The sequence below is a fragment of the Enhygromyxa salina genome, from assembly GCF_002994615.1.
In the GTDB taxonomy this organism is placed as follows: domain Bacteria; phylum Myxococcota_A; class Polyangia; order Nannocystales; family Nannocystaceae; genus Plesiocystis; species Plesiocystis salina_A.
Window position 1 is genome coordinate 1 of record NZ_PVNK01000041.1, and the last position, 11,317, is coordinate 11,317.

The following is an 11,317-nucleotide window of genomic DNA, read 5'->3' on the forward strand; positions in this document are numbered from 1 at the left end:
TCTGGGGGGCCACGCGAGCCACTGCGTAGCGCATGAGAGCCCACCGAGCGGGCGAGTGAAACGAGCGCGCGACCGGCCGCGGAGCGGCCGTGCGTGGCAAAGTGCAGGATGGCTGTGGGGGGCTAAAACAGAGCCCCCCTCTGGGGGGCCACGCGAGCCACTGCGTAGCGCATGAGAGCCCACCGAGCGGGCGAGTGAAACGAGCGCGCGACCGGCCGCGGAGCGGCCGTGCGTGGCAAAGTGCAGGATGGCTGTGGGGGGCTAAAACAGCCGCTCGGCGGTCTGCTGCGGGAAGCGGCGCTTGAGCGCTCCGACGGCGAGGTAGAGCAGCGGGGTGTCGAGGGCCGCGAACGCCCACTTGAACAGGAGGCCGTCGAGGACCAGGCCCGGGACCTTGTCCCAGGTGATGCCGCCGGCCTCGAACGCGGCGAGCAGGCCGAGCACGACGAAGGTGTCGACGACCTGCGAGGTGATCGTCGAGGCGTTGTTGCGCAGCCACAGGTGCTTGCCCTTGGTCAGGCGCTTCCAGAAGTGGAACAGGCGGATGTCGATGAACTGGGCCGTCAGGTAGGCCATCATCGACGCGAACACGGCGATCTTCGACAGGCCGAAGACCTCGTGGAAGCTCTCGTCGCCGATCCCAAACTCGGCGCTGCGGCTCAGATCCGCGAGCTCGACGAGCCCGGTCGTGAACACGCTCGCGAGCAGCCCGGCGACCACGACCTGGTTGGCCCGACGGGCGCCGTAGATCTCCGAGAGGATGTCGGTGACCAGGAAGGTCAGGGGGTAGGCGATGATCCCGACCGACTGGCGAAACACGTGGGTGCCGCCGCCGGGCAGGGGGATCTCGAGTATGAAAAATTTCTGGAAGATCAGGTTGCAGGCCACGAGCGAGGCGATGAACAGGCCGGCGAGGACCACGTAGGTCTGCTCGTAGGCGTCGCCGTCGAGGCGCGGGATCGGCCGCTCAGTCACGGTCCGCCTCGCGCTTGGCCAGGGGCCAGCTGATCGCGCTGAGCAGACCGAAGTAAGCGATCACGCCGACGCGCTGGGCGAGCACGAACAGGCTGATCGACACGACGCTGAGCCCGATCCAGCCGAGCCCGCCGGCCCAGCCGGCCTCGATCACCCCGAGCCCCCCTGGCGTGAGCCCGAGGATGCTGGCGAGCTGGGCGAAGGGGGTCGCGGCGGTCATCTGCTCCCAGCTGACCTCGATGCCCACGGCCCGGGCGATGCCCCAGAACTGGATGACCACGGTCGCAAAGCGCAGGACGCTGTAGGTCGCGACCTTGGCCGCGAGCTTGGTGTTGACGATCGGCGCCGACGCGAAGCTCGACTCGGCCTCGACGAGCTGCTCGCGCCGCCGCTTGCCGACGCGCAGCCGGATCCAAAGATAGAGGCGCAGGGCCACGCGGACGGCGGGACCGAGGAGCGGGATCGCCAGGGCCATGAACACCAGACAAAACAAGGCCAGGCTGAGGGTCGCGCCGACCGGCAGCCAGGCGTCGCGGACCGCCAGCGCCCAGACCAGCAGCAGGATCGGCAAGACCGCGTCGAAGGTCCGCTCGAGCACGACCTGCATGGCCGCGTGTCCGATCCCGCGCTCGCTCCCGGCCGAGCGCAGGGCGGCCCCTCGACCGACGAGATCCATCGCGACCGTCGAGGTGAACTGCCCGAGCAAGCGGGTGACGACGAGGCCGTAGAAGTAGGCCGCGAAGGGCAGCTTGGTCCCGCCCATGACCTCGGCCAGGAGCCGCCAGCGCGCGGCGGTCACGAAGCTCGCGGCCGTGGTCCCGGCCAGGCCGACGAGGGCCCAGCCGACGTCGAGGTCGACGCTCGCGAGCAGCTCGTTCCAGTCGGGCGCGAGCCAGCGCAGGACAATCGCAAACAGGGCCAGGCCGGCGACGAAGCGCAGCGCCGACTTGAGCCTGTTGCGGCCCGGCGACTCGGCGGCCTCGATCTGCTCGTCGATGCTGGTGGTCATGGGCGAGGCCTAGCTCGGGTCGGGCCGGGGCTGTGCGGCCCGCGAGCCCGTCAGCGTAGCTCGCCAGTCGAGCGCGAGCATGCGCTGGGCGATGATACCGAGGACCAGGCCCATGCTCAGCTGGGTGACGAACATCCAGAAGATGAACACGCTGCCCTGATCGTGGACCACGGCCTCGCTCACGAACATGCTCAAGCCGAGGATCATGCCGTAGTGGAAGATGCCGAACTGGGCCGGGCCGCCCGGGATCAGCAGCGAGATGCCGAGCACCGACATCATCGCGAGCGCGGCCGGGAACGAGATGTCGAGGCCGCAGCCGCGCGCGAGCAGCCAGGTCCCGACCGCGTTTGAGGCCCAGTAGGCCACGGTCCCGAGCAGGAATTTGAGCAGCGGCCCGATCGAGGGCAGGGCGGCCAGGCCCTCGGCGACGCCGCGGGCGAGGGCCTCGAGCTTCTCGGCCAGGGGCGGGATCAGGCGCCCGAGGGTCGCCTTGACCAGGCGCCCGACGGTGCCCGGCGACAAGGCCATCGCGACCAGCACCGCGAGCACGCCGAACAGACCCCCGCTCGCGAGCAGCCCGAGCGAGCGGAGGCGCTCGACGGCGACCGCCTGCTCACCGTGGACCTCCGGCAGCATCGGCAGCGCGACGAAGAACAGCGCGCACACGAACAGGCCATCGACGACGCGCTCGATCGCAACCGTCCCCAGCGCCTGGCCGACGCCGATCTCGGTCTTCTGAGCCAGGAACAGGGGCCGGGCGAACTCGCCGAGGCGCAGGGGCAAGACCATGATCCACATGGTCCCGGCCATCGACACGGGCAGGGTCGTCCGGAGCTCGACCTCACCGAGGGGCGCGACGAGGTAGTGCCAGCGCCCGGCCCGAAACACGAAGTAGGCGATCAGCGTGGCGAGGTAGCTCGGCAAGACCCACGCCGGGACCCAGGGATCGGCGGGGATCAGCTGGATCTTGCGAAACAGCGCGAAGCAAAACCCGGCAGCAATAACCAACGAAAGCGACAGACGAAGCCACCACTGTCGTCGGGCGCTTCGTCTGTCCTCGGTCCCCGTCATCGCTGGTAATCCCGGTCATCTTACTCGTACGCCCGCGGGGACAGGGCGGACCGGGCCAACGAACTACTTGCGGAAGCGACTGGGGAAGTCGTCCCCGAACTCTTTTTTGCCCGCGTGGATCTGGCGAGCGCGAGCGATCAGGGTGTCTTCGGACTCGGTCCGCTCGGGATCCGGGAGGCAGCACTCGACCGGACACACGGCCTGGCAGGCCTCGTACTCGTGGAAGCCGACGCACTCCGTACACAGCGAAGGGTCGATGACGTAGATCTCTTCGCCCTCGGAGATGGCCTCGTTGGGGCACTCGGGCTCGCAAGCGCCACAGTTGATGCACTCGTCGGTGATATGGGTGGCCATCTCGTGTCTCTCCTGTTGCGGCTTCGCGGTGGGGGCGGGGGGCGGCCCGGTTGAAGTTTGGGGCCCGGTTGAGGTTATGGGTGGCCCGGCAGTCGGTAGCCGGGGTCACGCATCCGGCAGTCTACCCGTGAGGTCGTGGCCGTCAAGCCACCGATCCCTCACCCGGCGCCGAGCCCGGGTGCGCTTTTGCGCCGAGTTAGCGCAGCAGCGCGAGCACTTGCGCGGCGATGTCATCGAAGTCTCGCATTGCGCGCGCGATGTTGGCTCGGCGGCTGAGGACCATCGTCATCAGGTACTCCTCCCACAGGACCTTGCTGATGAGCACGCTCTCGCCGGCCTCGATCACGAGCTGCGCGCGGCCGAGGCCAAAGATGATCGTGGAGATGTTCATCCGCGTCATCGCTTGTCCGATCTGGGCGCCCGCGATCGAGATGTCGAGCGCCGAGATCTCGGCCGGCCGATAGGCGGTGTCGATCGTGTCGTCGACCCCGTCGGACAGCACGACCCCGCAGCCGCCCGGCGTGAGCTCGAGCAAGTCGCCGAGCAGGTCGCCAAACTCGCTCACGCCGCGGTCGATCTCGTCGATCCCGTCGGCAGAATCGTGCTCGCTCGCCATCGCTCAGGGCCCCCGCTCGAGCTCGGGTGAGAGGCGCACGACCCGGCGATCCCGCGCCTTGGCCAGCGCCTGTTGGAGTTGTTCGATCTGCCAGGCCGACTCGAGCTCCTCGCGGAGCTGGGCCTCGCGGGCGGCGAGCAGCTCGTCCGCGGGCATCGACTCGTCGGCGAGCAGGGCGGGCTCGATCTTGCTGACGATCACGAGGTGGAGCCCGAACTGGCTGGGGAAGGGGCCGACGACGCCGGGCTCGGGCCGCGCCGTGACGGCCTCGACCCAGGCGGGGTCGAAGCTCTCGGCCTCGCTCGGCGCGAAGGCGAAGCGCTCGAAGCGGAGGGTCACGGCCCCGGCCGGAGTCTCGAAGCTGCGCTGCGAGGTCCCGACGATGCGCCCGAGCACCGAGCAGCTCTCGTCGGCGACGAGGTCGGGCTCGAGCAGCTCGACGCGGGCGACGAGCGGGGAGAAGGCCTCGCCGGCCGCGGCGCGCCAGGCCAGGGCTGCGGCCTCGTCGGTCTCGAGCTGCGGCGGCTTGACGTTGCGGCCCTCGGACTGCTCGGCCGGGACGACCAGGGCCTGACACACGAACCACAGCTCGGGGTGGAACAGCCGCCGGGTCATGGCCGGGTCCGCCATGTTCTGATCGACGATCTTTTGGGGGATGTCGGCGGCGCGGTGGCTGGGCTCGAACACCTCGTCGAGCCACAGCCGGGCGATCGCGGCGCGCTCGAGCTGCTCGCGCCGGGCGGGGTCGAGGTCGTCGGGGTGCTCGGGGGGCTGGTCGCGGGCGGCGAGCTCGGCTCGGCGCGCGGCGACGAGGCGCAAGGTCGCGAGGGCGCGCTCGCGGGCGTCGTCCTCGCCGACGCCCTCGCGCGCGGCGATCAGCTCGACCACGCTGCGCTCGAGCTCGAGCTCCTGGCCCTCGCCAGCGACGCGCGCGACCACGTCGCGCTCGCGCTCGCGCTCGTCCCCGCAGCCGAGCCCGAGCAGCCCGAGGGCCACGAGGGCCGAGAGCAGCGGGCGCCCCCGGCGGCCCGCACGATCGAGCTCAAAACGCAACGGAGAAGGCCAGGTTGCCGATGCGCTGGTCGCCGTAGCGCGTCGAGCGAACCGGTCCGTAGCCGAAGTCCTGATCGCTGCACGTGGCCGAGAGATCGTCGCAGCGGACGAACACATGGTTGTAGTTGGCCTGGATCCACGCACCGTCGAGCCATCCTAACCCCTGGAATTTTGCGATGCCATCGAGGTGCCAGGTCAGCTTCAGGCCGACCGTGTGCGAGCGAAAGTCGTCGAGCTTGGGATCGTCGCTGCGCCAGGGGTAGTCGGCGGCCCAGACCCCATCGTCGCGCCAGAAGGTGGCCTCGGACTGGGTGTAGAAGCGGTAGCGCAGGCGCAGCGCGAGGTTGCGGTGGGGGCGAAAGTGCACGCGCATGTCGGCGGCGTGGCCGACCACGCCCCAGTCGTCGGCGTAGAAGCGGTAGTGAGGCTCGACGAACATCTTGGCCCCGGGCACCGCGGCCCGCAGCCACAGCGAAGGCGCGAGCCGTCGCCGGACCCACGGGTGGATCTCGGGGTCGCCGTTGCGGGCCCGGCGATAGGGGTTGTCCTGGGGCCCCTCGGCGTACTTGCCCTCGACGGTGACGCCGGCGAGGACCTGCTTGTGGAGCACGTGGCTGTAGCCGAGGTTGAGGTAGTGGACCTGCAAGAGGTTGGTGTCGCGGCTCGAGGTCCACGGGCTGCGCGCGCCGATGTTGTTGGTGATCCGGTAGACCTGGTCGAAGCTGGCCGAGTAGCTCAGCGAGACGGTCGCGGTCCGCTGCAAGAGCTCGCGGGCGACCGAGACGCCGAAGCTGTTGGCCGTGTAGTCGGTCTCGGTCGAATAGAGGTAGTAGGCGGACGCGGACCAGTCGTCGATCTTGGTCGTCGCGCGCAGCGTGGCCTCGTGGCGCATCTCGGTGAACACCTTGTCGCCGCCGAGGGCCAGGGCGCCCGCGGCGATCGAGGCCGAGGAGATGACGTCGAGCAGGTACTCGGTCTCGAGCGCGAAGCGCTCGTCGGGCAGCTCCTTGCGGAAGGTGACGAGGGGCTGGAGGACCCGGGTCGAGGTCTCGCGGTGGTAGTTGCCCCGGACGGTGACGCGATCTTCGGCCCGCGCGCTGCCGGTCGTGAGCGGCATGCTCGCCGCGAGGACCAGCAACACGAGCAGCGCCGGGACGCGGCGGCACAGCGCGCGGATCTGGCCGGGGAGGGGACGGGCCGCGGGCGGGACCGGATCCTGAAGACGGGCGTGCGCAGCCATGCTCGTGCGTGACTCAGCCGCAGCCGCAGCCGCCGCCCGCGCCGCCGTGGCCGCCAAAGCCACCCTCGCGGGCCGACTCGATGTGGCTGTAGAAGGTCTCTTCGAGGGCGTCGCCGGCCGGGTTCATCTCGGGCTGCGCGAGGTGCTGGCGCTCGTGGGCTTGGACCGTGACGCACGCGCTGCTCGCCAGCGCGACGGCGAGCACGACGGCGGCCCGAGGCAGGTAGCTGGCCATCCACGCGAGCCTGCCCGACCAACGCACTGCCCTGCAAGCGCCGGTCAAATATTTGCGGGCGGCGTCCGCGGGCGCCGAAGAGATCGCGCGAGCGCCGGGTTCGCGTCGGCGCCGAGGTCTCGTTATCCTCCCGCGGATGCCGGGTCCGCTGATCGTCATCGATGGCCCGGCTGGGGCCGGTAAGAGCACGGTCGCGCGCACGGTCGCCGAGGCGATCGGGGCCGCGCTGCTGGACACGGGCGCGATCTATCGCGGCCTCGCGTACCTCGCCCGTGAACGCGGCGTCGACTGGGATGACGAGCCCGGCCTGGCGGCCATCGCTGCGACCCTCCGTATCGAGTTTCAGCCGGCCGCGGAGCCCGGCGCGCCCCAGCGCGTGTTGATCTCTTCGGATGAGCCCGGCGCCGAGACCCTCGACGTGACGAGCTCGATCCGGACCCCAGACATCTCCGACGGGGCGTCGCGAGTCTCGCGGCATCAGGCGGTCCGGGCCGCGCTCCTCGACATCCAGCGCGCCATCGCCGCGACCTCGGTCGAGTCCGGACACGGCTGCGTGGCCGAGGGCCGGGACATGGGCACGGTCGTGTTCCCGGACGCCCGGCACAAGTTTTTCCTCACGGCCTCGGCCGCGGCTCGGGCTGGCCGCCGCCACAAGGAGCTCGTCGCGCGCGGCCAGGCGCCGAGCCGGACCCAGGTCGAAGTCGAGATGGCCCGGCGGGACCAGCGGGATTCCTCACGCGCGACCGCGCCGCTGCAGCAGGCCAAGGACGCGGCGCTCATCGACTCGAGCGAGCTCGACGTCGCCGCCGTGGTCAGCCGAATCCTGGCGGCTGTGGACCCTGCTTGACCATTCGGACCAAAGTCCCTAGCTTCGCGTCCCGCTCTCGACCGTAGCCCAGATCTGACGAGCTCAGGCCCGACGGATCTGGATCGCATCGGCGAGGGACGCCAAGAGAGGAACCCCCCCAACCCCATGACACAACCCATCACCCACGAGGTCGGAGAAGAGAGCTTCGCCGACCTCCTCGAGCAGTCGCTCCAAGACACCACAGAGGTCAAGGAAGGCAGCATCGTCCAAGGCACCGTCGTCGACATCATCGGTGACTACGCCGTCGTCGATGTCGGCCTCAAAGCCGAGGGCCAGGTGCCGCTGCGCGAGTTCGCCGACGAAGAGGGCAACGTCGACGTCAAGATCGGCGACGAAGCCGAGGTCCTCCTCGAGCACGCCGAAGACATCAATGGCCTGGTCGTGCTGTCCAAAGACAAGGCGCGCAAGCGCAAGGTCTGGGACGAGATCCAAAGCGCCATGGAAGAGGACAGCGTCGTCAAGGGCCAGATCCAGGCCCGCGTGAAGGGCGGCCTGTCGGTCACGCTTCAAGGCGGCGTCAAGGCGTTCTTGCCCGGCAGCCAGGTCGACCTGCGCCCGGTCCGGAACCTCGACGCCTTCCTCGCCCAGGAGTTGGACTTCAAGATCATCAAGTTCAACAAGCGCCGGGGCAACATCGTGCTCTCGCGCCGCGTCTTGCTCGAGGCCGAGCGCGCCGAGCTCAAGACCGACACGCTCAACAAGCTGGCCGAGGGCCAGATCGTCGAGGGCGTGGTCAAGAACCTGACCGACTACGGCGCCTTCATCGACCTCGGCGGCATCGACGGCCTGCTCCACATCACCGACATGAGCTGGGGCCGGATCAACCACCCGTCCGAGCTGTTCCAGGTCGGCGACAAGGTCAAGGTCAAGGTCCTCAAGTTCAACAGCGAGTCCGAGCGCGTCAGCCTCGGCCTCAAGCAGATCACCCCGGATCCGTGGATCAACGCCGAGGAGAAGTACATCCCCGGCACCGTCGTCCAGGGCAAGGTCGTCAGCATCAAGGACTACGGCGCCTTCGTCGAGCTCGAAGAGGGCATCGAGGGCCTCGTCCACGTGTCCGAGATGTCGTGGACCCGTCAGGTCAAGAACCCCAAGCAGATCATCAACCTCGGCGACGAGGTCACGGCGGTCGTGCTCGACATCGACGTGTCGCAAAACCGGATCTCCCTCGGCATGAAGCAGCTCGAGGAGAACCCCTACGAGAAGGTGCTCGAGAAGTACCCGCCCGGGACCGTGGTCCAGGGCGTGATCCGCAACATCGCCGACTTCGGCGTGTTCGTGGAGCTCGAGCCTGGCATCGACGGCCTCGTCCACATCACGGACCTGAGCTGGACCCAGCGCGTGCGCCACCCCTCGGATCTCTTCACCAAGGGTGACGAGGTTCAAGCGGCGGTGCTCAACATCGACAACTCGGGCGAGAAGCCGAAGATCAGCCTCGGCATCAAGCAGCTGTCGACCGACCCGTGGGACCGCGTGCCCTACGAGTTCCCGATCGGCAAGGTCACCGAGGTCAAGATCCTCAAGCTCACCGACTTCGGTGCGTTCGCCGAGATCATCCCCGGCGTCGAGGGCCTGATCCACATCTCGGAGATCAGCGAGGAGCGGATCGAGGATCCGCGCCAGGTGCTCGAGCCCGGCCAGGTGGTCCGCGCCGAGGTCATCCAGCTCGACGCGCAGGAGCGCAAGATCGGCCTGTCGATCAAGAGCGCCCGGCGCCAGGACGACCTCGCCGACGCTCAGGGCTTCGCCAACGTCAGTGAGGCGGGGGCGACCCTCGGCGACCTGCTGTCGGACAAGCTCAAGAAGAGCTAGCTCTTCTTGCCCCGCGCCCTCCCCCCCGGGGGGGCTGCCTTTGAACCAGGCCCGACGGCGACGCCGCGGGCCTGGTTTTTTTGTGGTTCACGCCCAGCTTGCCAGCTCGGGCCGGGCCGGGTATCCCCCTCAAATGCAGCGCCCATCGTCCGAGGTCGTGGTCGTGGAGGGCTCGCTCGACGCCGCCGGGCTGCGCTTTGCGGTCCTCGTCGCGCGCTTCAACGCGATCGTCACCGAGCCGCTGCTCGACGGGGCCGTCGACGCGCTGCTGCGCAGCGGCGCGAAAGCGAGCGAGGTCGTCGTGTTTCGGACCCCGGGCAGCTACGAGCTGCCGATGGTCGCCGACAAGGTGCTCTCGACGGGCAAATTCGACGCCGTCATCGCGCTCGGCTGCCTGATCCGCGGCGACACCATTCACTTCGATCTGATCGCGTCCGAGGCGGCCAAGGGCCTGGCCGCGGCGGGCGAGCGGCACAAGCGGCCGGTCACCTTCGGAGTCCTGACCACCGACACGCTCGAGCAGGCGATCCACCGCGCGGGCGCCAAAGCCGGCAACAAGGGCGCCGAGGCGGCGATGGCCGCGATCGAGCAGGCCCGGCTCTACGCCGCGATCGAGCAGCTCTGAGCCATGACCGGGCACAAACAGCACCCGAGCGCGTCGGCGACCTCGCCGGACGACGCTCGATCAGGTTCGAAGCTGACGGGCCGCTCGCGGGGGCGCGAGCTCGCGCTGTGGATCCTTTGTCACCTCGAGTCTCATCCCGGCGCCGAGCGTGACGCGCTGGACCTGTTCTGGCGCGAACCTCCGCGACTCGAGCTTGGCGACGACTTCCTTGGCCCGCTCGCCGCCGAGCTCGGGCCGCTGCTCGCCGACTCGGCCGCGCGTCGGTGGTCGCGACGGCTGGTCGAGGGGTTCTTGGCCGACGCCGCCGGGATCGACGAGACGATCGAGGCCGCGTCCCGGCGCTGGCGGCTGGTCCGGATGGATCGCGTGGATCGCAGCTTGCTGCGCCTGTCCACGGTCGAGCTGCGCGGCGAGTCGACCCCGCGAAACGTCGTGGTCGCCGAGGCTGTCCGCCTCGCGTCGCGCTACGGCAGCGAGCGCTCGGCCGCCTTCGTCAACGGGGTCGCCGAGGCGCTCGCGCGCGTCCTCCGCGATGCCCAGCCCGACGAGCCCGACGAGCCCGACGAGGGAGCCGACCCGTGAACGCCGGGTCGGCCCGCGTCAGCGTCGAGCCGATCGAGCGCACGCTGCTCGACGGGGTCAGCGAGCCCGACGACGCGATCGCGCGTCTGCGGGTCGAGCTCGGGTTGGTCCCGGTGTTCAGCGACGAGCGGCCCTTGCTCGGTCTCGCCGGGCTGATCGACTGGCGCGGATCGGGCCGGCTGTCGGCGCTGGTGCGCTCGGGCTTTTGCACGGCCGAGTTCGGCGAGCAGCTGCTCATCCCTTGTGATCGCAGACTGCCGGTCGAGCGGCTCGTGCTCGTCGGGCTCGGTCGACGCGAGGCCTTCGACGACGCGCGCGCGCGCGCGCTCGCCGACCAGCTCGTGAAGATCTCCACGGGGCTGCAGGCCCGGAGCGTGTTGATCGCGCTGCCGACCCAGGGCATCGATCGCGCCCTCGCCGAGGCCGTGTTCGAGGGCCTCCTCGAGGCCATCGAGGCGCTCGAGCCCGTCGAGGATCCCGCGGCCACCGAGGAGCCCGCGGCCACCGAGGAGCCCGCGGTCACCGAGGATCCCGCGGCCGAGGTCGAGGCCCCCGACCTGCCAGCGTCACCCGACGACGCGCCGGACGCAGGTGTCGAGCGCGAGCTCCACGCAACGCCCGACGCCGAGCCGGCCCCGGAACCGGAGCCGGAAGGGCCGGACGATCTGGACGGGGCAGACGACTCGGACGACCCGGACGATCTCCATCCGTCGGTTGCGCTGCCATCGCGTGAGCCCCACGCGAGGCGCTCGGCGGCCCCGGCCCGCTGGTGGGTCGCCGCCGACGAGGCCGTCGTCGCCCGGCTGAGGCGGGTTCTGAGCGGCCCACCGCGTCCAGCACGGGACGGCGGGAGCCTGCACACCTGAATCGTGCGCGG

Annotated in this window: 13 protein-coding genes; 5 read left to right on the top strand and 8 right to left on the bottom strand. The window is 69.9% G+C overall.

Annotation, left to right across the window (positions count from 1 at the left end; genetic code table 11):
- Positions 1-261: 261 nt before the first annotated feature.
- The 8 genes from ENSA5_RS04035 to ENSA5_RS04070 form a co-directional block, all read right to left on the bottom strand.
- Positions 262-975, bottom strand: a complete 714-nt coding sequence (locus ENSA5_RS04035) for a queuosine precursor transporter (RefSeq protein ID WP_106390229.1) — start codon at positions 973-975, stop codon at positions 262-264.
- On the bottom strand, positions 968-1,984 hold the full coding sequence (locus ENSA5_RS04040) for a lysylphosphatidylglycerol synthase transmembrane domain-containing protein (RefSeq protein WP_106390230.1): 1,017 nt from the start codon (positions 1,982-1,984) through the stop codon (positions 968-970). Before ENSA5_RS04040 ends, ENSA5_RS04035 begins: the two co-directional genes overlap by 8 nt.
- A 9-nt stretch (positions 1,985-1,993) precedes the next feature.
- Positions 1,994-2,992 (bottom strand): lysylphosphatidylglycerol synthase transmembrane domain-containing protein, encoded by a 999-nt coding sequence (locus tag ENSA5_RS04045; protein WP_181197353.1) that lies wholly within the window; start codon positions 2,990-2,992, stop codon positions 1,994-1,996.
- Positions 2,993-3,118: 126 nt separating this feature from the next.
- Complete coding sequence (locus tag ENSA5_RS04050) at positions 3,119-3,409, bottom strand: YfhL family 4Fe-4S dicluster ferredoxin (RefSeq protein ID WP_106390232.1); 291 nt, start codon at positions 3,407-3,409, stop codon at positions 3,119-3,121.
- A gap of 196 nt (positions 3,410-3,605) precedes the next feature.
- On the bottom strand, positions 3,606-4,025 hold the full coding sequence (locus ENSA5_RS04055; RefSeq protein ID WP_106390233.1) for a hypothetical protein: 420 nt from the start codon (positions 4,023-4,025) through the stop codon (positions 3,606-3,608).
- Positions 4,026-4,028: 3 nt separating this feature from the next.
- Positions 4,029-5,078 carry a peptidylprolyl isomerase gene (locus tag ENSA5_RS04060; protein WP_106390234.1) on the bottom strand — a complete coding sequence of 350 codons (1,050 nt, stop codon included), beginning with the start codon at positions 5,076-5,078 and terminating at the stop codon, positions 4,029-4,031.
- Positions 5,068-6,318, bottom strand: coding sequence for a DUF3570 domain-containing protein (locus ENSA5_RS04065; RefSeq protein WP_106390235.1), 1,251 nt, complete (start codon positions 6,316-6,318; stop codon positions 5,068-5,070). The genes ENSA5_RS04060 and ENSA5_RS04065 overlap by 11 nt, the downstream gene beginning before the upstream one ends.
- A gap of 13 nt (positions 6,319-6,331) precedes the next feature.
- A complete protein-coding gene (locus tag ENSA5_RS04070) occupies positions 6,332-6,553 on the bottom strand; it encodes a DUF4266 domain-containing protein (RefSeq protein WP_106390236.1) in 222 nt (73 codons plus the stop codon).
- A gap of 136 nt (positions 6,554-6,689) precedes the next feature.
- Between ENSA5_RS04070 and cmk the strand changes: the two genes are divergently transcribed.
- From cmk to ENSA5_RS04095, 5 genes are all read left to right on the top strand, one after another.
- Positions 6,690-7,400 (top strand): (d)CMP kinase, encoded by a 711-nt coding sequence (cmk, locus tag ENSA5_RS04075; RefSeq protein ID WP_106390237.1) that lies wholly within the window; start codon positions 6,690-6,692, stop codon positions 7,398-7,400.
- Between the two features lie 126 nt (positions 7,401-7,526).
- Positions 7,527-9,233, top strand: a complete 1,707-nt coding sequence (locus tag ENSA5_RS04080) for a 30S ribosomal protein S1 (protein ID WP_106390238.1) — start codon at positions 7,527-7,529, stop codon at positions 9,231-9,233.
- A 133-nt stretch (positions 9,234-9,366) separates the two neighbouring features.
- Entirely contained in the window at positions 9,367-9,858 is a 492-nt protein-coding gene (ribH, locus tag ENSA5_RS04085; RefSeq protein WP_106390239.1) for a 6,7-dimethyl-8-ribityllumazine synthase, read from the top strand.
- Between the two features lie 3 nt (positions 9,859-9,861).
- Positions 9,862-10,440 carry a transcription antitermination factor NusB gene (locus ENSA5_RS04090; protein ID WP_106390240.1) on the top strand — a complete coding sequence of 193 codons (579 nt, stop codon included), beginning with the start codon at positions 9,862-9,864 and terminating at the stop codon, positions 10,438-10,440.
- Positions 10,437-11,306 carry a M17 family peptidase N-terminal domain-containing protein gene (locus ENSA5_RS04095; RefSeq protein WP_106390241.1) on the top strand — a complete coding sequence of 290 codons (870 nt, stop codon included), beginning with the start codon at positions 10,437-10,439 and terminating at the stop codon, positions 11,304-11,306. The genes ENSA5_RS04090 and ENSA5_RS04095 overlap by 4 nt, the downstream gene beginning before the upstream one ends.
- The last annotated feature ends 11 nt before the right edge of the window (positions 11,307-11,317 follow it).

Excerpts from the sequence above, each read along its gene's own strand:
- ENSA5_RS04040 (WP_106390230.1), bottom strand. The coding sequence starts at position 1,984 with ATGACCACCAGCATCGACGAGCAGATCGAGGCCGCCGAGTCGCCGGGC.
- ENSA5_RS04050 (WP_106390232.1), bottom strand. The coding sequence starts at position 3,409 with ATGGCCACCCATATCACCGACGAGTGCATCAACTGTGGCGCTTGCGAG.
- ENSA5_RS04055 (WP_106390233.1), bottom strand. The coding sequence starts at position 4,025 with ATGGCGAGCGAGCACGATTCTGCCGACGGGATCGACGAGATCGACCGC.
- ENSA5_RS04065 (WP_106390235.1), bottom strand. The coding sequence starts at position 6,318 with ATGGCTGCGCACGCCCGTCTTCAGGATCCGGTCCCGCCCGCGGCCCGT.
- ENSA5_RS04070 (WP_106390236.1), bottom strand. The coding sequence starts at position 6,553 with ATGGCCAGCTACCTGCCTCGGGCCGCCGTCGTGCTCGCCGTCGCGCTG.
- cmk (WP_106390237.1), top strand. The coding sequence starts at position 6,690 with ATGCCGGGTCCGCTGATCGTCATCGATGGCCCGGCTGGGGCCGGTAAG.
- ENSA5_RS04080 (WP_106390238.1), top strand. The coding sequence starts at position 7,527 with ATGACACAACCCATCACCCACGAGGTCGGAGAAGAGAGCTTCGCCGAC.
- ribH (WP_106390239.1), top strand. The coding sequence starts at position 9,367 with ATGCAGCGCCCATCGTCCGAGGTCGTGGTCGTGGAGGGCTCGCTCGAC.
- ENSA5_RS04090 (WP_106390240.1), top strand. The coding sequence starts at position 9,862 with ATGACCGGGCACAAACAGCACCCGAGCGCGTCGGCGACCTCGCCGGAC.